17 protein-coding genes are annotated in these 26,204 nt (G+C 71.4%); 12 read left to right on the top strand and 5 right to left on the bottom strand.

Annotation, left to right across the window (positions count from 1 at the left end):
• From ACFWNN_RS41625 to ACFWNN_RS41600, 6 genes are all read left to right on the top strand, one after another.
• Entirely contained in the window at positions 1 to 3,534 is a 3,534-nt protein-coding gene (locus ACFWNN_RS41625) for a WGR and DUF4132 domain-containing protein (protein ID WP_382445500.1), read from the top strand.
• Between the two features lie 120 nt (positions 3,535 to 3,654).
• Positions 3,655 to 7,287 carry a WGR and DUF4132 domain-containing protein gene (locus ACFWNN_RS41620; protein ID WP_382445499.1) on the top strand — a complete coding sequence of 1,211 codons (3,633 nt, stop codon included), beginning with the start codon at positions 3,655 to 3,657 and terminating at the stop codon, positions 7,285 to 7,287.
• Positions 7,284 to 8,354: an AAA family ATPase gene (locus ACFWNN_RS41615; protein ID WP_382445498.1), complete on the top strand. Its 1,071-nt coding sequence runs from the start codon at positions 7,284 to 7,286 to the stop codon at positions 8,352 to 8,354. The genes ACFWNN_RS41620 and ACFWNN_RS41615 overlap by 4 nt, the downstream gene beginning before the upstream one ends.
• Complete coding sequence (locus ACFWNN_RS41610) at positions 8,312 to 10,555, top strand: DUF5682 family protein (RefSeq protein WP_382445497.1); 2,244 nt, start codon at positions 8,312 to 8,314, stop codon at positions 10,553 to 10,555. Before ACFWNN_RS41615 ends, ACFWNN_RS41610 begins: the two co-directional genes overlap by 43 nt.
• On the top strand, positions 10,552 to 11,670 hold the full coding sequence (locus ACFWNN_RS41605) for a VWA domain-containing protein (RefSeq protein WP_382445496.1): 1,119 nt from the start codon (positions 10,552 to 10,554) through the stop codon (positions 11,668 to 11,670). The genes ACFWNN_RS41610 and ACFWNN_RS41605 overlap by 4 nt, the downstream gene beginning before the upstream one ends.
• Positions 11,667 to 13,472, top strand: a complete 1,806-nt coding sequence (locus ACFWNN_RS41600) for a hypothetical protein (protein WP_382445495.1) — start codon at positions 11,667 to 11,669, stop codon at positions 13,470 to 13,472. The genes ACFWNN_RS41605 and ACFWNN_RS41600 overlap by 4 nt, the downstream gene beginning before the upstream one ends.
• On the opposite strand, the gene ACFWNN_RS41595 is transcribed toward ACFWNN_RS41600, so the two are convergent.
• From ACFWNN_RS41595 to ACFWNN_RS41585, 3 genes are all read right to left on the bottom strand, one after another.
• The gene (locus ACFWNN_RS41595; RefSeq protein WP_382445494.1) at positions 13,453 to 14,772 is read right to left on the bottom strand and encodes a BTAD domain-containing putative transcriptional regulator; all 1,320 of its coding nucleotides are present in this window, start codon (positions 14,770 to 14,772) and stop codon (positions 13,453 to 13,455) included. The genes ACFWNN_RS41600 and ACFWNN_RS41595 overlap by 20 nt on opposite strands.
• An 11-nt stretch (positions 14,773 to 14,783) precedes the next feature.
• Entirely contained in the window at positions 14,784 to 15,704 is a 921-nt protein-coding gene (locus tag ACFWNN_RS41590; RefSeq protein WP_382445493.1) for an ArsR/SmtB family transcription factor, read from the bottom strand.
• Positions 15,705 to 15,800: 96 nt separating this feature from the next.
• Entirely contained in the window at positions 15,801 to 16,358 is a 558-nt protein-coding gene (locus ACFWNN_RS41585; RefSeq protein ID WP_382445492.1) for a TetR/AcrR family transcriptional regulator, read from the bottom strand.
• An 84-nt stretch (positions 16,359 to 16,442) separates the two neighbouring features.
• Between ACFWNN_RS41585 and ACFWNN_RS41580 the strand changes: the two genes are divergently transcribed.
• Entirely contained in the window at positions 16,443 to 17,810 is a 1,368-nt protein-coding gene (locus ACFWNN_RS41580; RefSeq protein WP_382445491.1) for an MFS transporter, read from the top strand.
• Here the strand turns inward: ACFWNN_RS41580 and ACFWNN_RS41575 are convergent.
• Entirely contained in the window at positions 17,761 to 17,919 is a 159-nt protein-coding gene (locus ACFWNN_RS41575) for a hypothetical protein (RefSeq protein ID WP_382445490.1), read from the bottom strand. The two genes, ACFWNN_RS41580 and ACFWNN_RS41575, sit on opposite strands and share 50 nt — an antisense overlap.
• A gap of 19 nt (positions 17,920 to 17,938) precedes the next feature.
• On the opposite strand from ACFWNN_RS41575, the gene ACFWNN_RS41570 reads away from it, so the two are divergent.
• The 3 genes from ACFWNN_RS41570 (at position 17,939) to ACFWNN_RS41560 (ending at position 24,054) form a co-directional block, all read left to right on the top strand.
• A complete protein-coding gene (locus ACFWNN_RS41570) occupies positions 17,939 to 18,553 on the top strand; it encodes a hypothetical protein (protein ID WP_382445489.1) in 615 nt (204 codons plus the stop codon).
• A gap of 99 nt (positions 18,554 to 18,652) precedes the next feature.
• Positions 18,653 to 21,202 (top strand): glycoside hydrolase family 97 catalytic domain-containing protein, encoded by a 2,550-nt coding sequence (locus ACFWNN_RS41565; RefSeq protein WP_382445488.1) that lies wholly within the window; start codon positions 18,653 to 18,655, stop codon positions 21,200 to 21,202.
• The gene (locus tag ACFWNN_RS41560) at positions 21,196 to 24,054 is read left to right on the top strand and encodes a discoidin domain-containing protein (RefSeq protein ID WP_382445487.1); all 2,859 of its coding nucleotides are present in this window, start codon (positions 21,196 to 21,198) and stop codon (positions 24,052 to 24,054) included. Before ACFWNN_RS41565 ends, ACFWNN_RS41560 begins: the two co-directional genes overlap by 7 nt.
• Here the strand turns inward: ACFWNN_RS41560 and ACFWNN_RS41555 are convergent.
• A complete protein-coding gene (locus tag ACFWNN_RS41555) occupies positions 24,047 to 24,538 on the bottom strand; it encodes a metallophosphoesterase family protein (RefSeq protein ID WP_382445486.1) in 492 nt (163 codons plus the stop codon). The two genes, ACFWNN_RS41560 and ACFWNN_RS41555, sit on opposite strands and share 8 nt — an antisense overlap.
• Positions 24,539 to 24,658: 120 nt before the next feature.
• On the opposite strand from ACFWNN_RS41555, the gene ACFWNN_RS41550 reads away from it, so the two are divergent.
• Together ACFWNN_RS41550 and ACFWNN_RS41545 are read left to right on the top strand one after the other, a co-directional pair.
• On the top strand, positions 24,659 to 25,324 hold the full coding sequence (locus ACFWNN_RS41550) for a class II aldolase/adducin family protein (protein WP_382445485.1): 666 nt from the start codon (positions 24,659 to 24,661) through the stop codon (positions 25,322 to 25,324).
• A complete protein-coding gene (locus ACFWNN_RS41545) occupies positions 25,321 to 26,202 on the top strand; it encodes a VOC family protein (RefSeq protein ID WP_382445484.1) in 882 nt (293 codons plus the stop codon). The genes ACFWNN_RS41550 and ACFWNN_RS41545 overlap by 4 nt, the downstream gene beginning before the upstream one ends.
• Positions 26,203 to 26,204: the final 2 nt, after the last annotated feature.

Genomic DNA, 26,204 nt, shown 5'->3' with positions numbered 1-26,204 from the left:
GTGCGCAGGTGGGAGCTCGTCTCGGGCAACGCGGCGAAGTTCTGGGAGATCGACCAGCAGGGCGCGTCGGTCACCGTCCGCTTCGGACGGCTGGACACGAACGGCCAGACCCAGACCAAGGACCTGGCCACCGCCGAGGCAGCCACGGCGCACGCCGCGAAGCTGGTGGCGGAGAAGGAGAAGAAGGGCTACCTGCCGGTCGCCTCGTCAGCGCAAGCCGCCCCCACCAACCCCGGGCAGCCCGCCGCTCCCTCCACCCCCGAGCCGGGAACCACACCCGCTGCCCTCTCCACCACCGAGCAGCCCGGCACCCCACCCATCGCCCTCCCCGACGAGGACACCTGGACCATCCCCAAGGCGTGGCTCCGCGAAGTCACCCGCCAGCGCGGCCTCCACCACGCCCCGGAGTTCTCCGTCGACCCGAAGCTGGCCGAAGAGGCCCGCCGCCGACAGGCCACGCAGCAGGACACGACCATCGAGCGGATCCTGTCCGAACCGGAGTCCGAAGGCGACATCGTCGAGGCCACCCGCGCCCACCTGGCCGGCGAGCCGAACCCGATCGGCGCGGCGGCCGTCGCCGCCATGACGACCAGCGGCGAACAGGCCGTGCACGCCTGGATCATCGACCACGGCCTGGTGTTCGCGACCGAGGCGACCGTCGAGTACATGCGGCTGCTGTCCGGCCCGACCTGGCTCTCGCAGCAGAGCGCGTACGGCCCCGAGCGCCTGGCCTGGCGCGGCGGCTACTTCCACATCATCCAGGGCGATGTCGAGAGCAAGATGCTCAAGGCCGTCCGGTACGCGCTCGCCCTCGCCTCCGACGACGACCGCGACGCCGCCGAGGCTGTCCTCAAGCGGCTGGGCGACCTCGACGAACCCAACGCGAAGCTGGTCAGGACGTTCCTGCTGCCCGGCAATCCCGACTGGTTCCAGGAGGCGTGCCAGACGCCGCACACGGGCACGCGCTGGTGGATGCTCCCGCTGAGCGCGACCACGTACGAGGAGTTCGAGGCCTCGGGCGCCTCGCTGACCAACAGTTCCGCGATCCTCCACACGGCCGCCTACGTGCTGGGCCCGTCGATCGCGCCGTTGCTCGCCGCCGACCTCGACGGCCAGTACCAGCTCGCGGACCGCCGCAAGCAGGCCCTGAAGGTGCTCGCCGCGCTGCCCACCGACGAGGCGTTCAGGATCGTGCTGGACCGCCTCGACGGCAAGTACGTGCGCCCGGCGCTGCTCACGATGATGGCGGCCTTCCCCGCCCGCGCGGCCAGGCTGCTCGGCGAACGCGCGACCACCACCGAGCTGCGCCAGCTCCTCAGCGTGCACCTGAAGACGTACCCGCACCTCGAAGCGCCCGAGGGCTTCGTCGAGATCGAGATCGTCACCCTGCCGGACGCGCCGCGGGAAGCACTGCCGCCGGTCCTCGCCTCACCGCCGTGGGTCGACCGCAAGCCGCAGCCCAAGCCCGTGGTGATCGCGGACGTCCCGATGCCCGCCCCATCGCTCACGTGGCTGCCGGGCGAGCGCGAGGAGTGGCTCAAGGACGGCCACTGGGACACGCACCCGTACAAGACGTGGCAGCACTGGCTGGCCGAGTTCAAGGTCGGCCGGATCGGCTACCGCATGGCCGATCTCCTCATCGGCGCGCCCGAGGAGGAGGTGCGGCACCTGCTCGCGGACTGGTCGCCCAACCTCAGCTGGAGCGCCGAGACCACCGGCAAGCGCCTGTCCTCGAAGTTCGGCTTCGACGCTCTGCCGCCACTGCTGAAGATCGTGGAGCGCAACTCGGCCGTCGCGATCATCGTGGCGCCTTACGCGACGCGCGAGGTGGCGACGCTGATGGCCGACTGGCTGGTGCGCCTCAAGCAGGTCCGCAAGATCGCGATCGGCTGGCTCGCCCGCCACCGCGAACAGGCCGCGCGTTTCCTGATCCCCGCCGCCGTGGGCAAGGCGGGCGCGGAACGCCGCAACGCCGAGACCGCGCTCCGCCACCTGCACGCGCTCGGCGTGGACGTGGTCGCGCAGGCCCCCAGCGAGGCCGTGGCGGACGCACTGCGCACGTTCCTGGCCATCGACCCGGTGGACGTGCTGCCCGCGAAGATGCCGGTCCTCGGCGACTGGACGGACACCCGTCACCTGCCGCAGGTCCTGCTGAGCGACCGCAGGCAGGCCCTGCCGTCCGACGCGGCCCACAGCCTGATCATGACCGCCGCGCTGTCCAAGCCCGGCGACGTCTACGCGGGCCTCACGATCGCCCGCGAAGCACTGGACTCCGCCTCGCTCGCGGAGTTCGCGTGGGCGGTCTTCCAGCGCTGGCAGGAGGTCGGCGCCCCGTCCAAGGAAGGCTGGGCACTCACCGCGCTGGGCTGGTTCGGCGACGACGAGACCGTCCGCAGGCTCTCCCCGCTGATCCGCAACTGGCCGGGCGAGAGCCAGCACACCAGGGCCGTGACGGGCCTCGACGTGCTGGCCGACATCGGCTCCGAGGTGGCCCTCGCGCACCTGAACAGCATCGCCGAGAAGGTGAAGTTCAAGGGCCTCAAGACGAAGGCCCAGGACAAGGTCACCCAGATCGCCGACGAGCTGGGCCTGTCCCGCGACCAGCTCGCCGACCGCCTGGTCCCCCGCCTCGGCCTCGACGACGCCGCCACCCTGGTGATCGACTACGGCCCGCGCCAGTTCACCGTCGGCTTCGACGAGCAGCTCAAGCCGTTCGTCCAGGACCCGGACGGCAAGCGCCGCAAGGACCTCCCCAAGCCGGCCGCCAAGGACGACCAGGACCAGGCCCCGCTGGAGCACAAGCGCTTCGCCGCGCTGAAGAAGGACGTCCGGGCCGTGGCGGCGGACCAGATCCACCGCCTGGAACGCGCCATGGTCGACCAGCGCACCTGGACCGCCGAGGAGTTCCACACCGTCCTGGCCGGACACCCGCTGCTCTGGCACATCGTCCGCCGCCTGGTCTGGATCACCGCCGAAGGCGCCACCTTCCGCCTGGCAGAAGACCGTACCCTGGCCGACGCGAACGACGACGAGTACGCCCTCCCCGCAGACGCCACGATCCGCGTGGCTCACCCGGTGGACCTCCACGCCGAGCTGGAGGCCTGGGGCGAGGTCTTCGCCGACTACGAGATCCTCCAGCCGTTCCCGCAGCTGGGCCGTCCCCTGCACCTGGTCCCCGAAGGTGAGGACCTGTTGGCCCACCTGAAGAAGTACTGCGACGTCGACCTCCCGATCGGCAAGATCCTCAGCCTCACCAAGAAGGGCTGGATCCGCGGCGAACCGCAGGACGGCGGCGTCGAGTGCTGGATCACCCGCCCCCTGCCGACGGGAGGCGCCCTGGTCGCCTCCCTCGACCCGGGCATCGCGGTGGGCGCGATCGACGTCTTCCCGGAGGTCAAGTTCACCGAGCTGTGGTTCTCCACCACCGGCCACGGCTACTGGTACTCCCGCCAGGGCGAGAAGCCCGCGACGGTCACCGCCGACGCCATCACGGCCTCGGAAGTCCTGTCCGAACTGGAGTCACTCCAGCAGTAACACGGCGACTCAGGGGGTCTGAACAGCTCTTTAAGCTGACCCTAAAGAATTGTCAGACCCCCTGGGTAACGTCCCGTGCACAACACCAACTTCCCTTGTGGGGCCCCAGGAGGTACAGCAGTGCGCAGGTGGGAACTCGTCGCGGACGGCTCCGCGAAGTTCTGGGAGATCGAACAGGACGGCGTGACGGTGACCGTCCGGTTCGGACGGCTGGGCGCCGCCGGCCAGACCCAGACGAAGGAGCTGGCCACCGCCGAGGCGGCCACCGCCCACGTCGCCAAACTGGTGGCGGAGAAGGAGAAGAAGGGCTACAGACCGCAGGCAGCGTCCACCAGCGCCGCCACCAGCGCCACACCCGTCAGCGCCGCATCCGCCGCCACGAGCAGCGCCGCATCCACAAACGCCACCGGCACTCCCACCACCGCGCCAGCCGCATCCGCAGGCGCCGCCGGCACCCTCTCCGGCCCTGCTGCCTCCGCAAGCACCACCCTCTCCCCTTCCTCCGAGGCCCCCACCCCGGCCCCCGTCCTCGACGAGGACTCCTGGTCCTTCCCCAAGGCCTGGCTGCGCGACGTCGTCCGCCAGCGCGGCTTCACCCCCGCGCCGGAGTTCGCGGTGGACCCCGCCAAGGCCGCCCAAGCGCGCCAGCAGATCACCGACCAGGCCGAGGCCGTCGAGAGGGCCCTCACCGTCAAGGGCTCCAAGCCCGAACTGGTCACCGCCGCCCGCGAGTTCCTCGCCGGCCGGCCGGACCCGCTCGGCGCGGCCGCGATCGCCACCGTCGTCAAGCCGGGTGCTCCGGCCGTGCACGCCTGGATCGCCGACCACGGCCTGCCCTTCGCCGCCACCGCGGCCGTGCGGCTCATGAGCATCACGTACTCCGAGCAGTGGAACCAGAAGCGCGGCAAGTGGACCAACGTCTGCCTGCAGTACGAGACCGACGGCTTCCGCATCTCGCCGTCCGACCCGGAGGGTCAGCTGCTGACGGCCGTCCGGTACGCGATCGCCGTCGCGGACGAGGGCGATCGCAAGGCCGCCGAGGCCGCGCTGGAGAAGCTCGACGACTCCAAGCAGGAGAAGGAGATCCGGGCGTTCCTGCTGCCCGAGCGGGCGGACTGGTTCAAGCAGTACCGCAAGCAGAACTACTCGCCCAGCCGCTGGTGGATGCTGCCGAGCAGCGCGCGCACGGCGAAGGACTTCGAGAAGGCCGACGAGTCCATCACGATGTCGGCGGGCCTGCTCTACACGGCTGTGTACGTGCTGGGCCCGGCCGTCGCGCCAATGCTCGCCGCGGAGCTCGACGCCGACAGCTACTACCAGCGCGTGGACGGGCGCAAGCAGTCGTTGAAGGTGCTCGCCGCGCTGCCGACCGACGAGGCGTTCACGATCCTGCTCGACCGGCTGGACGGGAAGTTCGTGCGCCCCGCGGTCATCCAGGCGATGGCAGCGTTCCCGCAGCGGGCGGCGCGGCTGATGTCGGCGCGGGTCGCCGACAAGGAGGTCCGCACGCTGCTCCAGGCGCACCTCACGTCGAACCCGCACCTCGAGGTGCCCGCGGACGTGGCGGAGCTGCTCGCCGCGTCCGGCCCGGCCGTGCTGCCGGAGGCGCCCAGCGAACTCCTGCCGCCGCTGCTGGTCTCGCCGCCGTGGCTGCACCGCAAGAAGCCGGTGAAGCCCGTCGTGCTGACGGACCTCCCGCTGCCGCAGGACTCGGTCCAGTGGCGGCCGGGTGAGCGCGAGGAGTGGCTCAAGGCCGGCGCGGAGTGGCTGCAGGACCACCACGACTGGCGCAAGCTCCTCAAGGAGTACGAGGCCGGCACGATCGGCTACTACGACAACGACCTGTTCCTGCTCGCACCGGACGACGAGGTGCGGCACCTGGTGCGGGACTGGACGCCCAACTACAGCTACGGCGTCGAGGACTGGGGCAAGAACATCGCCGCCCGGTTCGGCGCCGACGCCGCGCCGTCGCTCATCAAGCACGTCCAGAGCTCCCCGGCGGGTGCCGGTGGCGTGCTGATGCCGTTCGCCACGGCCGAGGTCGCCACGCAGATGGCCGACTGGTTCGCCCGCACCAAGCAGGCGCGGCGCTGGGGCGTCGACTGGCTGGCGCGGCACCGCGAGCAGGCCGCCCGGCTGCTCATCCCCGCCGCGTCCGGCAAGGCGGGCATCCCGCGCCGCAACGCCGAGGCCGCGCTGCGGCACCTGCACAACAACGTCGGCGTCGACGTGGCGGCCGTGGCGAAGGAGTGCGGCGCCGAGGCGGCGATCGACGTGGTGCTGTCGGTCGACCCGATCGACCTGCTGCCCGCGAAGCTCCCGGCGATCGGCGAGTGGGCGGACACCCGGCTGCTGCCGCAGGTCCTGCTCGCCGACCGCAGGCACGCGCTGCCCGCCGAGGCGACGAGCCACCTGCTGATGACGGCCGCGCTGTCCAAGCCCGGCGAGCTCTACGCAGGTCTGCCGATCGCCCGTGAGGCGCTCGACCCCGCATCGCTCGCCGAGTTCGCCTGGGCCGCCTTCAAGGCCTGGGAGCAGGGCGGTGCGCCGTCGAAGGAGAACTGGGCGCTCGCCGCGCTCGGCTGGTTCGGCGACGACGAGACGGTCCGCCGCCTCACGCCGCTGATCCGCAACTGGCCGGGCGAGAGCCAGCACGCGCGGGCCGTCACGGGCCTCGACGTGCTCGCCGAGATCGGCACCGAGGTGGCCTTGTCGCACCTGAACAGCATCGCCGAGAAGGTGTCGTTCAAGGGCCTCAAGACCAAGGCGCAGGAGAAGGTCGCGCAGATCGCCGCCGAGCTCGGCCTGTCCCGCGACCAGCTCTCCGACCGGCTCGTCCCGCGCCTCGGCCTCGACGACGCGGCGACGCTGGTCATCGACTACGGCCCCCGGCAGTTCACCGTCGGCTTCGACGAGCAGCTCAAGCCGTTCGTGCTCGACCCGGACGGCAAGCGCCGCAAGGAACTGCCGAAGCCGGGCGTGAAGGACGACGAGGACAAGGCGCCGCTGGAGCACAAGCGCTTCACCGCGCTCAAGAAGGACGTCCGCACCATCGCGTCCGACCAGATCCAGCGCCTCGAACGGGCCATGGTCGACCAGCGCACGTGGTCGGCGGAGGAGTTCCTGACGGTTCTCGCCGCGCACCCGCTGCTGTGGCACCTGGTCCGCCGGCTGGTGTGGATCACGGACGAGGGCAGCTCGTTCCGCCTGGCCGAGGACCGCACGCTCGCCGACGCGCACGACGACGAGTTCACGCTCCCGGAGAACGCGACGGTCCGCGTCGCGCACGCGGTCGACCTGCACGGCACCGCCGAGGCCGCGGCGTGGGGCGAGGTCTTCGCGGACTACGAGATCCTCCAGCCCTTCCCGCAGCTCGGCCGCCCGGTCCACCTCGTGCCCGAAGGCGACGAGCTCCTCCCGATGCTCAAGAAGTTCTGCACCACTCCGTACCCGATCGGCAAGCTCCTCGGCCTCACCAAGAAGGGCTGGGTGCGCGGCGCCCCGCAGGACGCGGGCGTCGAGTGCTGGATGACCCGCCCGTTCCCGGACGGCGGCGCGCTCGTCGCGTCGCTCGAGCCCGGCATCGCGGTGGGCGCCATGGACGTGTTCCCCGAGGTCGGGTTCAGCGACATGTGGTTCTCCCCCAACGGGTACGGCACCTGGTCCGCGCCCAAGGACGCGCCGGCCACCTACCCGATCGACCCGATCACCCTCTCCGAGCTCCTCTCCGAACTGGAGTCACTGCAGTCATGACCAGTACGCAGACGATGCAGCGTCCTCCCGCCGAGGTCCGCTACGCCGACGAGCTCGCGCGGCTGCGCGACGGCGACACCGCCCCCAAGCCTCCCGGCTGGGCGTTGAGCCTCGAAGCCGCGCGGAAGTTCGTCGTGGGCGACGACAAGTCCGGGATCAGCAAGAAGTTCGTCGGCGACCCGTCCCTCGTGGACAGGGCGCTGGTGACGCTCGCGACCAGCCGCGGCCTGATGCTGGTCGGCGAGCCCGGCACGGCGAAGTCCTTGCTGTCGGAGATGATCGCGGCGGCGGTGTGCGGCGAGTCGACGCTGACGATCCAGGGCGGCGCGGCCACGACCGAGGACCAGATCAAGTACTCGTGGAACTACGCGCTGCTGGTGGCCGAGGGGCCGTCGCCGCGCTCGCTCGTGCCGGCGCCGATGCTGCGGGGCATGGCCGAGGGCAAGATCGTGCGGTTCGAGGAGATCACCCGCTGCCCGCTGGAGGTCCAGGACTGCATGCTGTCGATGCTGTCGGACCGGGTGATGGCGATCGGTGAGCTCAACGGGCCGGACGGCATGGTGTTCGCGCAGGACGGGTTCAACGTGATCGCCACGGCGAACACGCGGGACCGGGGTGTCAACGAGATGAGCGCCGCGCTCAAGCGGCGGTTCAACTTCGAGACGGTCTTCCCGATCGCCGACTTCGACACCGAGCTGGCGCTGGTCGAGCAGGAGGCGGCGAAGCTGCTGGCGAAGTCCGGCGTGGAGCTCGCGCCGCGGCGGGACGTGCTGGAGGTGCTCGTGCGCACGTTCCGCGACCTGCGCGAGGGCGGCGACCGGCTGACCACGGTGATGAGCACGGCCGAGGCGGTGTCGGTGGCGCACGCCGTCGGGCTGCGCGGCTGGTTCCTGCGCGGCGAGGTCGGCTCGGCGGCGGACGTCGTGGAGTGCCTCGCGGGCACGGCGGCGAAGGACAACGCGGAGGACCTGGCGCGGTTGCGCCGTTACCTGGAGCAGCACGCGTCGCGGCGCAAGGGCAAGCAGTGGCAGGAGCTGCACCGCGCCCGGCACCTGCTGCCCGGCTGATGGGGGCCGTGTTCGTCGGCGTCCGGCACCACAGTCCCGCCTGTGCCCGCCGCGTCGCCGCCACCATCGCGGAGCATCAGCCCGCGTACGTGCTCATCGAGGGTCCCGCCGACTTCAACGAGCGCATCGACGAGCTGCTGCTCGGGCACGAGCTGCCGGTCGCGTTGTTCAGCTACTCCGACCAGCACGCGTCGTGGTCGCCGTTCTGCGACTACTCCCCGGAGTGGGTGGCGATCACCGAGGCCCGCCGAGTAGGCGCCGAGGTCAGGTTCATCGACCTGCCGGCGTGGCACGAGGCGTTCCGCGACGTCAGCAACAGGTACGCGGACGCCGAGCTGCGCTACGCCGAGGTCGTCGACCGGCTGTGCGCGGAGTTCGCGGTCGACAACGTGGACGTGCTGTGGGACCACCTCTTCGAGTGCGAGAGCGAGCCGAAGGGCATGGCCGAGTACTTCGACCTGCTGCGCGGCACGGCGAAGGCGGACGACGGCGACTCGGCGCGCGAGGAGTACATGGCGCGCTGGGTGCGGGCGGCGGTCGCCGACGCGGGCGACCGGCCGGTCGTCGTGATCACCGGCGGCTTCCACACCGCCGCGCTCAAGGCCCAGCTCGACGGCGGCACCGAGTGGCCCGAGGTGCCGGAACGCGAACGGGGTGCGAGCTATCTCGTGCCGTACTCGCACGCACGGCTGGACGCCTTCACCGGCTACCAGTCGGGCATGCCGTCCCCCGGCTACTACCAGCAGGTCTGGGAGAACGGGGCGCAGCGCGCGGCGGACTGGCTGGTCGAGTCGGTCGCGACGCGGCTGCGCAAGCGGAAGCAGGCGGTGTCGACGGCCGACCTGATCGCCGCGCACACCCAGGCCGGTGCGCTGGCCCGGTTGCGCGGGCACGAGAACCTGGCGCGCACGGACGTGCTCGACGGGCTCACCAGCGCGTTGATCTCCGAGGACCTGACGCAGCCGCCACCGTGGACGCGGCGCGGCACGCTCCAGGCGGGCGCGCACCCGGCGCTGGTCGAGATGATCGGGGCGTTGCGGGGCGACAAGGTCGGCCGGCTGCACCCGGACACGCCGGCGCCGCCGCTGGTCAACGCCGTGCAGGAGCTGTTGCGGGCGCACGGGCTCGACCAGGAGGGCAAGGTCGCGCTCGACCTGACCGACGCCGGTCAGCTGGAGCGCAGCCGGATCCTGCACCGGCTGAGGGTGCTGGGGATTCCGGGTTTCGAGCGCACGAGCGGGCCGGCCGAGGGCGCCAAGCCCCAGTTCGAGGAGCAGTGGACGCTGCGGCCGGCGCAGGAGCGGCTCGCGGCGTTGATCGAGGCCGCCGAGAACGGTGCCACGCTGGAGGAAGCGGCCGGGGCGGTGCTGGAACGGCGGTCGCGCGACGCGCAGCTCCAGCAGCTCGCCACGATTCTGTTCGACGCGGTGCTGTGCGGGATCTCGGCGTTGTCCGGCAAGGTCAAGCAGTCGCTCAACGAGGGCGTCCGCGAGACGGGCGACCTGGCGGCGCTGGGGCACGTGCTGAGCGGTGTGCTCGGGTTGTGGCGGCACGACAGGTTGTTCGGCACGAGGCGGGACCCGTTGCTGGGCTCGGTGATCGACGCGGGCACGGCGCGCGTGCTGTGGCTGATCGAGGGCCTGCACGGCGGTCCGGCACCGGCGGACGCGAACCGGCTCAAGGCGATGGCGGCGACCCGGGATGCCGTGCTGCACGCGAAATCCGCGCTCTCACTGGACGCGGTGGACGTCACGGGCGTCGCGACCAGGGTGAGCAACGACGTGCAGGCGCCGCCGGATCTGCGTGGTGCGGCGCTCGGGCTGGCCTGGACGCTGGGCAGCCAGCCGGACGTGCGCAAGGTCCGGACGATCGACGCGCTCGGCGACTGGCTCGCCGGTCTGTTCGCGGTGGCGCGCGAGGAGGTGCTGGCGAGCCCCGACCTGGTCGGGGTGCTCGACGAGCTCGTCAGCGCGATGAACGAGGACGAGTTCCTGGTGGCGCTGCCCGCGTTGCGGCTCGCGTTCAGCTACTTCCCGCCCCGGGAGCGGGAGACGATCGCGTCGACCGTGCTCGCCCACCGCGGCGTGGAGGGCAGTGCGCGGGGTGTCACGCGGTTGACCGTCGACCCGATGGTCGTGGCGGAGGCGATGGCGATCGAGAAGCGCGTGGACGCGTTGCTGGTGAAGGGCGGGCTGGCATGACGGACCTGGAACGCTGGCGGCTGATCCTCGGCGAACCCGCGTCGCGCTGCACCGGAGGCCTGCAGGGCGAGGGCGCCCGCCGCGACGCCGCGCTGGAATGGCTCTACGGGCGTGATCCCGACCTGGCCGAACGCGGAGTGCGCAGGAGCGGGCCGCGGTCGGGCGGCAACGAGGACTCGGTGCTCCAGACCGTCGACTGGCTCGACGAGGTGCATCAGCTCTTCCCGCGCGAGACGATCGAACGGCTGGAACGCGACGCCGTCGAACGGTACGAGATCACCGACGTGGTCACCGATCCCGAGGTGCTGCAACGGATCGAGCCGAACCCGGCGCTGCTGCGCGCGGTGCTGCGGACCAAGCACCTGATGAACCCGGCGGTGCTCGCGCTGGCGCGCAAGATCGTCGAGGCGGTCGTGCGGCAGCTGATGGAGAAGCTGAAGACGGAGGTGCGCACGGCGTTCAGCGGCACGAAGTCGCGGCGGCCGAGCATCCACAAGAACTCGCGCAACTTCGACTTCCGCTCCACGATCAGGGCGAACCTCCAGCGCTACCAACCAGAAGAGCGCAAGCTCGCGATCGAGCACCCGAAGTTCGTCTCGCGCACCAAGCGGCATCTCGAGCAGTGGCAGGTGATCCTGCTGGTGGACCAGTCGGGGTCGATGACGAGCTCAGTGATCCACTCGGCGGTCACGGCGGCCTGCCTGTGGGGGTTGCCGGGACTCAAGACGCACCTCGTCGCGTTCGACACGAACGTGGTCGACCTGACCTCGGACGTGACGGACCCGGTGGAGCTGCTGATGAAGGTGCAGCTCGGCGGTGGCACCGACATCGCGAAGGCCGTGGCGTACGGCGCGAACCTCGTGGACAGTCCGCGCCGGTCGATCGTCGCGCTCATCAGCGACTTCTACGAGGGCGGCAGCGAGGCGAACCTCGTGCGCACCGTCAAGAACCTGTGCGAGCAGGGCACCCACGTGCTGTGCCTCGCGGCGCTGGACGACGAGGCGAACCCGGACTACGACAGGGCTCTGGGCCAGCGGCTCGCGAACGTCGGCGCCCACGTCGGCGCGATGACCCCAGGACAGCTAGCGGAATTCGTTGCGGAGAAACTCAGGTGACCCGATCCGACCTCCTGGCACTGACCCCGGACGCGCTGGCGGCGCTCGCCAACCGCGGTCTGGTGAAGCGTGCCGTCAAGGAACTGGACGCGGGCGTGGTGCCGGCGCTGGACACGGACCCGTCCGGTGCCGTGCAGGGCAAGTTCCCCGACGGCACCACCACGACGCTGCCACCGGGCATCGCCCTGGACGCGGCCGGGTGCAGCTGCGGCGCGACCGGTGTCTGCCGCCACCGCATCGCCGTGGTCCTCGCCTACCAACGCACCCAGGAGGCCGGCGCACCGGCCGAGCTGTGGTCACCGGGCGCGGTGACGGACGCCGACCTGGTCGCGTTGATGGGCGAACGCACCCTGCGCCGGGCGCGCAGGGCGTTCCAGGCGGGCTACCGGGCCAAGCTCCGCCGCCCGTCCCAGGAGGACCAGACCGCGCAGGCGGAACTGCCGACCTGCACCGTCACGTTCCTGGTGCCCGGCGACCTCTCCTACGTCCACACCGACGCGGTCAACAAGGACGAGGCCACCGCGCTGGCCGTGTGGGCGTTCCAGGAGGCGGACGCCCAGGGCACCGACACGGTGGACGTGGGTGGTTCTCCCACCACCGCAACGGATCTGACCGCGGTGACCGACCTGCTGGACCAGCTCCTGCTGGACGGCGCCACGAACGCGAGCGAGGTGCTGGACGTCGCGTGGCAGCGCCTGCACCGCGACCTGACCGCGCAACGCCTGCACTGGCCTGCCGCCGTCATCACCGACCTGCTGGCGCAGCTGGCCGCCTACCGCACCCGCAGCGCCGACTACGAGGCCGAGCAGTTCGCCGCCCTGCTGACCGAACTGCACGCCCGCACCACGGCCACCGGCGCCCGAGCCGAGGTCCTGGGCCCGGACGAGCCGGCGGAGACCCCGCTGAAACGAGTCCGGCTGACCGCGCTGGGCGCCCGGCTGCGCTCGGAGACCACCGCCGACGTCTACTTCGCCTCAGGTGACGTGGTGCTGGTCCAACGCGACACTCCCCTGCGCACGGGCCAGAAACTGGCGACCTCGAACGTCGTCTCGGAGTCGGCCACCCGCAACGCGAGCCGGGCGGTGACGCTGAAGACCAGCAGGGTCGCCAAGACCTCGCTGACTCCGGTGGGCACGGCCTGGGACCACCTCCCCCAGGCACTGGTGGTCGACGACTACGACAAGGCGGCCGCGCACCTGGCCGACCTCCCGCCCCGGCAGGTCCGCGCACGGGTGGAGGCCGAACTGGTCAGGGCGATCCGGGTGAGCGAGGTGACCGACCTGGCCTACGACCCGGCCGCCCAGCGCCTGACTGCCACCCTGCACTCCCCCACCGGCACCACGTGTTCGTTGGTGGCCACGCACCGCGCCATCGCCCCGAACGCACTGGACGCCCTGACCACGGCACTGCGGGCCAACCCGACCACGGTCACCGGCAGCGTCCGCCGGCACCGCGGCGGACTGGTCGTCGACCCGCTGGCCGTCCACTGCGACGCGGGCGTGGTGGTCCCGGATCTGGCCAAGGACACGACCCCCCAACCGCTTGCGCCGGGCGTCACCGCGTCGGACCCGTTGAGCGCCGCGGTGGACAGCGCGCTGACGGTGCTGGCCGAGGCCGCGCACCGGGGTCTCGACCACCTGACCGACAGCCTGCTGGGCCGCGTCCGGGAGGTGGGCGCCCACCTGCACAAGGCAGGCCTCAAGACGGCGGCGGCCCAGGTGACGGCCTTCGCCGACGGCCCGGCGTCAGCCTCGTGGCTGCGCGCCTACCTGCGATTACTCGTCACGGCCGACGCGCGCTGACGAGGCCTCGCCCGACTCCGTCCGGCACGACCTGCCCCGCCACCACCGACGAGGTGGGGTCGATCCGCTGGGACAGCACGTAGTCCTCGGCGGCCTCGGCGACGCGGCCGAGCCGTTCGAGCACGAAGCCGCGCAGGTACGCGGCACGGGCCGCTCCCCAGCCGCCGAGCGCGATGCCGCGACCGTAGGCGTCGAGGGCGGCGTCGAGCCGGCCGCACGCCGCGAGGGCGTCGCCGCGCAGGGCCCACGTCCTGTCGTCGCCCGGGCTGAGTTCGACGAGCTCGTCGGTGTAGCCGAGGGCGCGCTGGCTCAGGCCCACCGTCAGGTGGGTGCGGGCGAGGAACGAGTAGAGGGCGTAGGCCTCGTCCGCCCACGCCAGCCGGTCCATCTCGCCGGCGGGCGTGACGGCGGTCAGGGACTCCAGCGCGCGGCCCAGCAGGCGATGGGTCTCGGCGATGTCGCGGCGCACGAACGGCACCGCGGCGATCGCGCGGTGCAGGCGGGCGCGGTGCAGCGAGGCGGTGAAGCCGTGTTGCGGGAGTTCGGAGGAGGCCTTGGTCGCCAGGGCGGCGGCCGCCTGCAGGGAGGTCGAGTCGGCGCCTCGGGCGGCGGTGCGGAAGACGACGAACAGGGCGAGGTCGCGGCGGGTCGCGGCGGGCAGGCCGGACCTGGCGCCGCGCAACGCCATCGCCTCGACGGCGGACGTGGGGAGGTGACAACGCAGGACCGCGAGTTGTTCCAGGGCCAGGTCGGGTGAGAGGACCTGCTTGCGGGGGTCGATCACGGTCAGGCCGATCACCGAGGCTGCGGAGTGGGGATATCCCAGGCGCAGCAACAGGTCGCAGGCCACGCGCTGGTCGGCCACGCGCAGGGTGCCCTGGATGCGGGCGTGCACCCGCCACCAGAGTTCGGAGGCGAGGTCGACCGGAAACGTGGTCATGTCCGGGCCCACGGCGTCGAGGCGGCCCCAGCTCGCGGCCGTCAGCAGGCGCAGCTGGGCCGAGGGCGGGGCTTCGAAGCGCGGCACCTCGGCGGCGCGGCTCGCCACGAAGGCCGTGGCCATCGCGTGGGTGGTGCGGGCGTGCAGAGCCGAGACCGCCGCCGGGGACGCCGAACTGGCCTGCGGAGCCGAGACCGATGTCCGAGACGCCGAACCGGCCTGCCCGCTCGTCACCGGGGCGGACAGGCCCGCGTAGACGCCGCACGCCACCGGGACGTTCGCCTTGCGCAGGGCGCGCAGGCGGGTGGCGAGGGCTTGGGGACTCGGGTCGGTGCGGTACCGCGGCATGGCGGTGGTCATGCCGGCCTCCTTCAGTTCAGCAGTTCCCAGCCTCGCCGGGTCAGGCGGTGGCGGACCGACCTGCCGTTGCGGTGGGTGGACACGAACCCCGCGGTGCGCAGGGCGGTCGCGTGCTGCGACGCGGTGGGCAGGCTGATGCCCACGTGCTTGGCGAGTTCGGTGGTGGTGCGTTCCGAGGTGAGGGCGCGCAGCACCAGCGTGCGGGTGCGGCCCAGGGCGAGTTCGAGGCTGGCGCCGCTCGGCTGGGGCGCGGTGACCGGGTAGAAGAGCAGCGGTTGTGGTTCGGCGAACATCGACACGGCCGGCCGGGTGAGGCCGTTGAGCACCGGCACGATCAGCATTCCGGTGCCGCGCAACGAGATCTCGGTGTCCCAGCCCAGTTCGACGTGCAGGGCGGGCGAGGTCCACGAGATCGACGGGTGCAGGTGGCCCAGCAGGTCGCCGAAACCCCGCGACACCGCCTGCGACGATCGCAGGCGCACCTCGGCGTCGAACGCCTGGCGGGTCTGCGACCAGTGCGGGCCGAGCAGGTCGCGGAAGCCCGCCGAGAACGCGGAACGCAGGTCCTGACGCGAGGTCGGGGTGCCGGCGGCGAACGAGCGCAGCCACGGCGACGTCGTGCCGAGCATGCTCGCGATCTGGTCGCGCACCCGCACCGACGGCACCTCCAGGACCTGGCGGACGGCCTCGTCGAAGTCGGGACGCGCGGAGTTGAAGAAGTCCGGGATGAACCGGCCGGGCCTGATCAGTTCGGCGAGCGGGCGGATGTGCGGCAGCAGCAGACGGTCCCAGTTGCCGCTGTAGATCGAGAACACCAGCTCGTACATCGGCAGTGGCGCGGACGCGAACCGCGTGCGCGCGAGATCTTCGAGTTCGAACAGAATCGTCAGCCCGCGCCCCTTGGGCACGGCTTCGGACATCACGATTGGCATGTGCTTCCCCCCGGAGTGCCACTCACTTCCGAAGGTACGCAGAATTCGTTGTCCGGTGTCAGCCCTGTTCCACTTGACAACGTTCGGTGGACAAACTCAGACCAGCGGCCCGGCCTGTTCGGTGAGCTTCAGCAGCAGGTCACGGGTGTGGTCGCGCTCTTCGTCGGTCTCCTGGCCGCGCCACAGCAGATCGGCCAGCGTCACCCCATCGAGTGCACGGGAAATGAGGTCCGCCCGTTGCGGGTGCAGGCCGTCCGAATCGGTCTGCTGGCGCCAGCGGGTCGCGGCGACGTCCAGGCGCTGCTGGAGTTCCGGAACGCCGAGCAACGCCGTTACGACGGACGGGTGAGACCACAGGTCGTCGTCCGTTTCGAACGTCGCCCGGATGTGCGCGCGGGTCCACCGGCCCGGTGTGTCCTCGGGTTCGAGCAGCCGCTCGACGGTCGCGTCGTAGTGGTCGAACCACTCCCCGATCAGCCCGACGATCAACGCCTGCTTGGTGCGGAAGTGGTGCAGCAGACCGCCTTTCGACACGCCCGCCTCCTTGGCCACGGCGTCGAGGCTGACGTTCGGGCCTTGCACGATCAACGCGCGCGCGGCGGCGGCGAGCACCTCACTGCGGGTGCGGGGCGCGTTGCGCTGCTCTCCGGGCATGGTGATCAACCTATCGCTTGCTGAACCAACCGTCCAGACGGTACGTTATTTAACAGACCAGATGGTTGGCTAAAGGAGTGGGAAATGCGCAAGTGGGCGGCACTGGGCGTGCTCGCGCTCGCATTGTTGTTGATCGCCGTGGACGGCACGGTGCTGGCGCTCGCCATCCCGGCGCTCCAGCAGGACCTGGCACCGTCGACCGCCCAGATCCTGTGGATCGGCGACATCTACTCGTTCGTGCTGGGCGGCCTGCTCATCACGATGGGCACGCTCGGCGACCGGATCGGCCGCAAGAAACTCCTGCTCACGGGCGCGTTCGGCTTCGGCCTCGCCTCCCTGCTGGCCGCGTTCGCACCGTCGGCGGGCTGGCTGATCGTGGCCCGCGCCCTGCTCGGCGTGGCGGGCGCGACGATCATGCCGTCGACCCTGTCGATCATCCGCAACCTGTTCACCGACCCGGCGGAACGCACCAGGGCGGTCGCGGTGTGGGCGGCGACGGCCACGGCGGGCGCGGCGCTCGGCCCGCTCATCGGCGGCGCGCTGCTGGAGCACTTCTGGTGGGGCTCGGTCTTCGTCATCAACCTGCCGGTGATGGTGGCGCTGCTCGTCTTCGGCGCCTGGTGGCTGCCGGAGTCGCGGGACCCGAACCCCGGCCCGTTCGACCTCGTCTCGGCCGCGCTCTCGGCGGTCGGCGTGGTGCCGCTGGTCTACGCGGTCAAGGAGATCGCCCTGGTCGGCGTGACCTGGACGGCGGTCGCCGCCGCGCTCGTCGGCATCGCGGGCCTGTGGCTGTTCGTGCGGCGCCAGCAGGCCTCGCCGAACCCGATGATCGACGTGGCGTTGTTCCGCAACCCGGCGTTCAGCGGCGCGGTCGGCGCCAGCATGATCGCGATCTTCGCGCTGACCGGCCTGGTGTTCTTCCTGTCGCAGTACTTCCAGAACGTCCTGGGCTACTCGCCGCTCGAAGCAGGCCTGCGCGAACTGCCCCTGGGCCTCGCGGGCGTGCTCGTCGTCGCCGCGATCGGACCGGTCGTGCGGCTGGTCGGCCGGGGCCGCGCGATCGCCCTCGGGCTGCTCGTGGCCGCGGCCGGGCTGACGATCGTCAGCGTCTGGGCGCACTACGGCGCCATCGCGATCGCGTTGGTGGTCATCGGCGCGGGCGTCGGGCTCGCGCTGACGCTCACGACGGACGCGGTGGTGTCCGCGGTCCCGGCGGACAAGGCTGGCGCGGCGTCAGCGGTGTCGGAGACGGCCTACGAACTCGGGGCGGCGCTGGGCATCGCGGTGCTCGGGACCGTGCTCTCGGCGTGGGCGGCGACCGGCACGTTCACCGAAGCCATGCAGGGCACGGCGCTGGTGGCCGCCGCACTCGTGGCGCTGGCGGCGTTCGTGGCCTACCGGCTCATTCCGAACGAGAAGCCTCAGCCAGCCGTTCGTGCAGGCGCTCCCTGATCTGGTCGGGCGTGTAGGCGGCGCGGCGGCGCTGGTTGCGGGCGACGACCACGCCGCTCGCCGCGACACCCGCGAACGCGGCCATGCCGAGCAGCTTCCAGAGCTTCATGTGAATAGGGTACGGGGCTATGCCGACAACCCTGGACAAAGCCGTGGAGATGACCCGCACCGGTGACGTGTGGGTGTTCCGCGGGCGCAGTGCGGCGGACCGGGCCATCCAGGCCATGACCAACAGCCCGGTCAACCACGTGGGCATGGCGATCGTGCTGGACGACCTGCCGCCGTTGATGTGGCACGCCGAGCTCGGCAAGTCGCTCAAGGACATGTGGAGCGGCACGCATCAGCGCGGTGCCCAGCTGCACGACCTGCGCGACGCCGTGGTGACGTGGCACGACAAGTACGGGCAACGGCCGTGGCTGCGGCAGCTCGACGTCGAGGTGACGCGCGAGATGGAGGACGCGGCGCTGCGGACGGTGGCGCGGCTCGACGGCACGCCGTTCCCGTCGACGGCCAAGCTCGCGTCGCGGTGGCTGCGCGGCCGGGTTCCGCTGGGGCCCAAGGCGGACGCGACGATCGAGAGCGCGTTCTGCGCGGAGATCGTGGCCGTCACCTACGAGGAGATGGGGCTGCTGCCGAAGCGCCGGCCCAACTGGTACGACCCGGGCCGCTTCTGGAGCGGCGACGACCTGGACCTGACCGGCGGCGCGAAGCTCGGCCGGGAGATCGAGATCGTCGTCATGTGAAAAGCCTGTCCGCAAGAGGACTGATAACTATCAGCCACTTGACCGGGAAGAGATCCGGTCCCAACGATGGGAGCGGTCTCACCCCGGGAGCTGACAACGATGTCACGACTGCTCGTACTCGTGCTCGCCCTTCTGTTGCCCGCCGCGCCCGCCGTCGCCGCGCCGACCGGCTGGACCGTCACCGGTCCGGGCCAGGTCACCGCCGCAGTAGCTCTGAACAGCGGAAACCTCACACTCACGGTCCGCAACCAGGGCAGAACCGTGTTGCAGCCGGCGTCCGTCGGGCTGACCACGACGGCCGCGGACCTCACGAAGGACCTGACGTTCACCGGACGGTCTGACCGCGTTGTCACCGAGCGGTACTCGATGCCGACCGGCAAACGACAGAACCGCACCGCCCGCATGACCGAGGCCCGACTGGGCTTCCGCAACAGCGCGGGCAGCTTCGCGTTGGTCGTCCGTGCGTCGGTGGACGGCATCGCCTACCGGTACGAGCTGCCGGGCGCGGCGACGATCACCTCCGAGGCGTCCAGTTTCGCGGTGCCGGCCGACGCGAAGGCGTGGCTGCTCCCCTACAACGCCTGGTACGAGGCCAATCGCGTGCGCACGACCGCGGGCGAGGCCACCGGCGACTTCGGGTACCCGTCGCTCTTCCAGACGGGCCAGGACTTCGCGCTGCTCACCGAGTCCGATGTGGACGGCCGGTACGCGGGCAGCCGACTGCGCAAGCAGGGCAACGGGTTCCAGGTGGTGCTGGCCGACGCACAAGTCTCCTCGACCGGCACGACCCCGTGGCGCACCGCGATCGTCGGCGATCTGGCGACTGTCAGCACCTCCACGCTCGTGGACGACCTGGCGAGTCCCGCGAGGTTCACCGACACGAGCTGGATCAAGCCGGGCAAGGTCGCGTGGTCGTGGCTCAGCGAGCACTCCAGCCCGAGCGACTTCGCGCGGCAGAAGCAGTACGTGGACTTCGCCGCCCGGCACGGCTGGCAGTACGCGCTGGTCGACGAGGGCTGGAGCGCCGCGTGGGTGCCGGAGCTCATCCGGTACGCCCGCGCGCAGGGCGTCGAGATCCTGCTGTGGCTGCGCTGGAGCGACCTCGACACGCCGCAGGAACGCGACACCGTGCTGCCGCGGATCAAGCAGTGGGGCGCGAAGGGCGTGAAGCTCGACTTCATGGAGTCCGACTCGCAGGACCGTTATCGCTGGTACGACGCGGTGCTGCAGAAGACGGCCGACCTGAAGCTGATGGTCAACTTCCACGGCTCCACCATCCCGCACGGCCTCGCCCGCACCTGGCCGCACGTGCTCACGATGGAGGCCGTGCGCGGCGCCGAGAACTACCCGCCCGCCGCGAACAACCCGGTGCAGTTCTTCACCCGCAACGTCGCCGGCTCGATGGACTACACGCCGGTGTCGCTGGAGGTAGGCACCAGGGAGGCGTCGATCGCGCACGAGGTGGCGCTGCCCGTCGTCTACGAGTCGGGCTGGACGCACTTCGCCGACAAACCCGAGGCCTACGAACGGCATCCGCAGGCGTTGCGCTACCTCGACCAGCTCCCCACCGCGTGGAACGAGACCCGGTTGCTCGACGGCGATCCGGACTCGCACGCCGTGGTCGCGCGCCGCAACGGCGACAGGTGGTTCGTCGGCGGCATCACCGCCCAGGACCGCACTCTCCAGGCGCCGCTGGGGTTCCTGAACAGCGGGCAGTGGCTGGTCGAGACCGTCCGCGACCCCGGGATCCGGGCCGACGTCGTGCGCGACACCCGGATCATGCGCAGCACCAACACCCTCACCATGCCCACGAAGCGCAACGGCGGGTTCGCCGCGGTCATCTGCCGCTACCGGCCCGGCCTCACGACATGCGACCAGCCGATCCGACAGGTTCCGAAGACCACGCTGACGGTCACGCCGACCGGGCAGACCGACGTCCCGGCAGGCTCGTCGATCGAGGTCACCGGCACGTTCACCAACGGCGACAAGGAGATCCGCGACGTCCGGCTGACCGCGACCGCGCCGACCGGTTGGTCGATCACGGGTCCCGCGATCGAACGACGGACGCTCGCGCCGGGCGAGTCGATCACCGGACGCTGGCAGGCGCGTGCGGGTGGCCAGACCGGGCCGGTGGACGTGCCGATCGTCGCCACCTTCGGCGGCGTCCACGTCGAGCAGGCGGTCAGGGCGTTCGTACCACCACCGGTACCGGGCAACGGAACGCAGCTCAGCGATCTGCCGTTCATGACCGAGTCCAACGGCTGGGGCCCGGTCGAACGCGACAGGTCGAACGGCGAGAACACCGGCGGCGACGGCAACGCGCTCACCATCGGCGGCGTCACCTACGCCAAGGGACTCGGCACGCACGCGCCTTCCGAGGTCTCGGTCTACCTCGGCCGCGGCTGTGAACGCCTCACCGCGAAGATCGGCCTCGACGACGAGACCACCGAGACGGGCTCGGTCGCGTTCCAGGTGTTCGGCGACGACCAGCTCCTGTACGACAGCGGGATCATCCGGGACAAGGGCGCGGCGGTGCCGATCGACGTCGACGTCGCGAACGTCCGCATGCTCAGCCTCCGCGTCACCGACGGCGGCGACGGCCGCAACTTCGACCACGCCGACTGGGCGGAGGCAGCGCTGACATGCTGATCAACCGCAGGACGTTCCTGTACGCGAGCAGTCTCCTCGCCGTCGTCCCGAAAGTCTCGCTCCCCCAGCTGAAGGACACCTACTACGAGGTGCTGCTGCGGCACACGCGGTGGGCCGAGACGCAGTACGACGCCACGGCCGGACGCTATCGGCGCACCGACTTCGGGTTCGCGGTGGTGCTCGGCAACGCCGTCCTGCTCACCCGAGGCACCTACGACGCCGGACTCGCGGGCGTCGAGAAGGACGTCCTGCGCGACCACACCCTCGCCACGATCAAGCACTTCGCGGCGAGCAACCTGCTGGCGGGCGGCACGGAGTGGGGCAAGACCCTGTTCTGGGACACCACGTTCCAGTCGTACTTCGTGCTGGCCGCCCGCCTGCTCTGGCCGGACCTCGACGCGCAGACCCGCGCGAACGTCGAGGCGATCGCGCGCGGCCAGGCCGACTACACGACGTCGCTCGGCACCGCGAACGACCCGCGTTCGGGCAGCTGGACGCCGAACGGCCTGACCGGCGGCCACCGGGGCGACACCAAGCTGGAGGAGATGGGCGTCTACGCCCAGGCGCTCGCGCCCGGTCTGGCCTGGCACGGCGACGGGCCGGGCTGGCGCGAGGCGTTCGGCCGCTGGAGCCGCAACGAGGCGGGCCTGCCCGCCGCCGACCTCGCCAATCCGTCCGTTGTGGACGGAACCCCGATCAGCGCCAACACCGCGACGAACCTGCACGACACGTTCATCGTGGAGAACCACGGCTCGTTCGGTCCGCACTACCAGGAAGAGCTGTGGCGCACGTCCGGCCGCAACGCCGTGCACTTCCTGCTCGCCGGACGCCCGTTGCCCGAGGTGCTGACCAGGCAACCGAACGGCGAGCTGCTGTGGCGCACCATCCTCGCCACGATGAGCGACGCGGGCGAGCCGTTGATGCCGATGGTCAACGACCGCGAGCACCTCTACGGCCGTGACGTCATCCCGCTCGCCTTCCGCTCCACGGTGCTGCGCGACCCGATGGCCGCCTGGGCCGAGGCCGCGCTGGCCGCGAAGCTCCTGGCGTACCAGGCGCATCCGCCGACCTACCGGCTGGCGAAGTTCTCCGGGGAGGCCAAGTACGAACCGGAGGCCCGCGCCGAACTCGCGATCAGCTACCTGCTGCACGAGCTCCGCCCTGCCGCGCCCCCGGTGTCGTCGCACGAGTTCTTCTCCCGTGCGGCGATCACGATCGACCACGGCGCCGATCCCGGCCTGCTGACGCACCAGTCGGTGGCCGCGTGGGCGGGCACGGTGACCAAGCCGGGGTTCACGAAGCTCGCCTGGCAGCCGTCGCACGACGACTGGCTGTTCAAGATCAGCGGCGCGACCCCGATGCTGTTGCCTCCCGCCGCGGTCGTCCAGCGCAACACCGTGGCGTACCAGCAGGTTCGGAACGGTTTCGACGCGACGGCGAGCCTGCTGCGGTTCGCGGACGGCTTTGCCGGGACCGCTACTCTGCCGACCGGCACGATCGTGTGCGCACTCCCCCGGCCCGGCCGCGTCGACGTGCACAACCTCGCACTGGCCGGGATCCTCACCGGTTCCCGCACCTACACGGGTTCGGCGGGGCGCGTCACCGTGGCCGCGCGCGAGGGTTTCCGGGTGGACGAGCTGACGTTCGCCGCGACCTCCGCGCGGTACGTCCGCATGATCGGCGTGACGCCGCACCCCACCTACGGCTACTCGCTCTTCGACTTCGAGGCGGGGCAAGCGATTGCGACCACCGCGTCGTCGTCCGACCCCGGCTACGAGCCCACCAGGGCGACCGACGGCGACCCGGCGACTCGCTGGGCCGTCGCCCGTGCCGAACGCGGCCGCGCCGACAGCTGGCTCGCCGTCGACCTCGGCGCTCCCACCTCCGTGCAGCGCGTGCGCCTGCGCTGGGAGACGGCGGCCGCCGTCGCGTACCGGATCGAGACCTCGCTGGACGGCAGCGCCTGGACGACCGCCGCGGAGTACCCGCGCCCGGACCTCAGCACGCCGGGCTGGCTCGACGTGGACGGCAAGGCGGGGTTCGTCGCGCGGTCCGCGACCCCGTTCGTCGTCAACGGCGACACGATCACCGTCCCCGCCGGCCTGGTGGAGGGGTACGTCCGCGCCGACCTGCGCAAGATCGCCGCGGAACCGGCACCGGTCTGCCCGGCCGGCGTCGTGGCGAGCACCGCCGACGGGTTCCTCAGCCTGTTCAACCTGACGGCCGCGGACGCCACCGGCACCGTGCGGCTGCGCGGCACCCGGCTCTACCGCGGCACGCAGGTCACCACCCGCGACGGCACCGAGTACGCGCTCACCCTGCCCGCGGCGACCGCGCGGGTCGAGGCGCCGTGGTTCACCGCCCGGAACCTCCCGGCGGGCATCACCGCCGTCGTGCACGACGGCCGGAGCGTGACGTTCCGGGGCGGCCCGGCGATGTTCGTGCTGACCCACCGCGACGGCCGCACGCTCCCGGTCGTGCTGGGCAGGTCCGAACGCACGGTGATCATGCCTGGCGCGCAAGCGTTTCCGTCCGACGACCTGGCGCTCGGCCGCGTGACGTTCCCGAACTCCGTGCTGCCGTCCGGCATGAGCGACCCGGCCGCCGCGGTCGACGGCAAGCCGGGCACCGCGTGGACACCGGGCCGCGACGGCCGCATGGTGGTCGACCTCAGGGCCGTGCACGACGTCGCCGTCAGTCTGGAGTGGACGGCCGGGCGACCGCCGCCGCACACCGTCACCTACAGCGTGGACGGCAGGACCTACGGCAGCACGCCGTCCGGCCGGTACGTGGCCGTGTCGACGCAGTGGCGGCCGGGACACGCGTCACTGCGCACCCTCGCGGTCAGGTAACAGGGACGATCCGGGCGTCGAGCAGCACGCCGTCCTCGATCTCCAGCAGCCCGAGGGTGCCGTGCGGCTGCCGCCGCTTCTCCGTGGGCGAGCCGGGGTTGAAGACGCGCACGCCGTCTTCCTCCTCGTCCCACGGGATGTGCGAGTGCCCGAACACGATCAGCCGGGCAGCGGGGAACAGCCGCCGCATCCGGGTGTTGCGGCCGGCCTTCTGACCGCTGTCGTGGATCATCGCGAACGGCAGCCCGGCGATCTCGCCCTCGACCACGTCGGGCGCTCCCCAGGCCGCCACGTCCGCGCCGTCGTTGTTGCCGCGCACGACGGTGACGGGCGCGTACTGCGCCAGCTCGTCCAGCACGGGGGTCACGCAGACGTCGCCGCCGTGCAGGATCAGGTCCGCGGACCTCAGGTGGTCCGCGACGGCCGGAGGGCACCGCTTCCAGAACCTCGGCCCGTGGGTGTCGGACAGCACGACGACTCGCACGCCCGTGACCGTACCAAGATCAGCCACTTCGCAGCCTCACCACTCGGACCATATCTGTATCGATAGAAATATCGGAAGCGTCTAGCGATAGGTATCTCTATACCTATATGGTCCGGCACCATGAAGTCACGAGAGGTCGAGGACGACCTGCTGGACGGGGCGCTGACCACCGCCCACTCCGGGCTGGTCACGGCGTTCGGGCACGTGTCGGCACTCGTCGGCGACCGGGTCCTCATCACGCCGCCGCGTCCGCTGGGCACGCTCACCCTCACCGACCGCGCCGTCACGCTCGACCGCACTGCCACCGCACTGCCGGAGGGCACGCCCCAGGAGGCGTGGATCCACCTCGCGATCTATCGCGCCCGCCCGGACGTGCACGCGATCTGCCGCGCCCAGCCCGAGACGGCCACCGCGCTCGCCTCCGCGGGCGTGCCGATCCGGCCGTTGCACGGGCAGGGCGCGTTCCTCGGGCCCGAGGTGCCGGTGTTCGACGACCCGCGGCTCGTGCGCGACGAGGAACGCGCCCGCGCACTCGCCGCAACGCTCGGCAGCGCGCCCGCCGTGCTGATGCGCGGCAACGGCGCGGTGACCGTCGGCGCCGACGTCGGGCAGGCCGTGGCGCGGATGTGGCTTCTCGAGACCTCGGCGCGGATCAACGCCCAGGCCGTCGCCGCCGGGCGGCCCAGGGTGCTGTCCGCGGACGAGCAGGCGGCCTGGCGCGCCGCCGAGACCGAGCTGCTGGGCCGGCTCTGGGCACACCTGCGAACCGACAGGGGACAGTCATGATCACGTTGCACGACATCGCGTACGTGCGGTCCGGTACGGCGGACGCGACAGCCGCGGCGGACTTCGCCGTCGACGTCGTCGGCATGGAACTGGTCGCCGAGGAGGACGGCGTCACCTACCTGCGCGCCGACCACCGGCACCACTGCCTCGCGTTCGAGCAGGGCGAGGCCGGGGTGCTCGCGTCCGGGTTCAGCCTCACCGGGCCGGACGCGTTGGAGGCAGCGGAGAAAGAGCTCGAAGCGGCGGGGGTGAAGGTCGCCCGGGGCACGCCGAAGCAGGCGCGGTCGCGACGCGTCGAGGAGTTCATCGCGTTCGACGACCCCTTCGGCAACCGGATCGAACTGGTGCACGGCCAGGTGCAGCTCGCCCGGCCGGTCCACTTCGGACGCACAGCGGGCATCACCGAGTTCGGGCACATCTGCTTCGACGCTCCGGACGTCAAGCAGGCATACGAGTTCTGGTCCGGCCTGTTCAACGTCAAGGTGTCGGACTGGATCGGCGACTGGGCGTGCCTGATGCGGTTCGACCCGGTGCACCACAAGCTCGCGGTGTTCCGCGGCAGCGAACCCGGCCTCTGCCACATCAACTTCCAGGTCGCCTCGCTCGACGACGTCATGCGCAACTGGCGGTTCCTGCAGTCGCGCGGCGTGGAGATCGAGATGGGGCCCGGCAGGCACCCGCAGTCGACCGCGATCTTCGTCTACTTCAAGGGGCCCGAGGGCCTCACCTACGAGTACTCCTACGGCGTCCGGAACCTCGACGACGACTGGGTTCCGCGGGTCTTCGACCCCACCGAGCCGGACGCGATCGACATGTGGCACGGCCCCACCCGGCGCGTGCAGACCCAACCGCAGATCCGCCGCCCCCTCGACGCCTAAGG

This window comes from Lentzea sp. NPDC058450 (genome assembly GCF_042721395.1).
Lineage (GTDB): Bacteria > Actinomycetota > Actinomycetes > Mycobacteriales > Pseudonocardiaceae > Lentzea.
The sequence above is the reverse complement of the archived record's forward strand: the minus strand, read 5'-3'. Positions and strand labels throughout refer to the sequence as shown.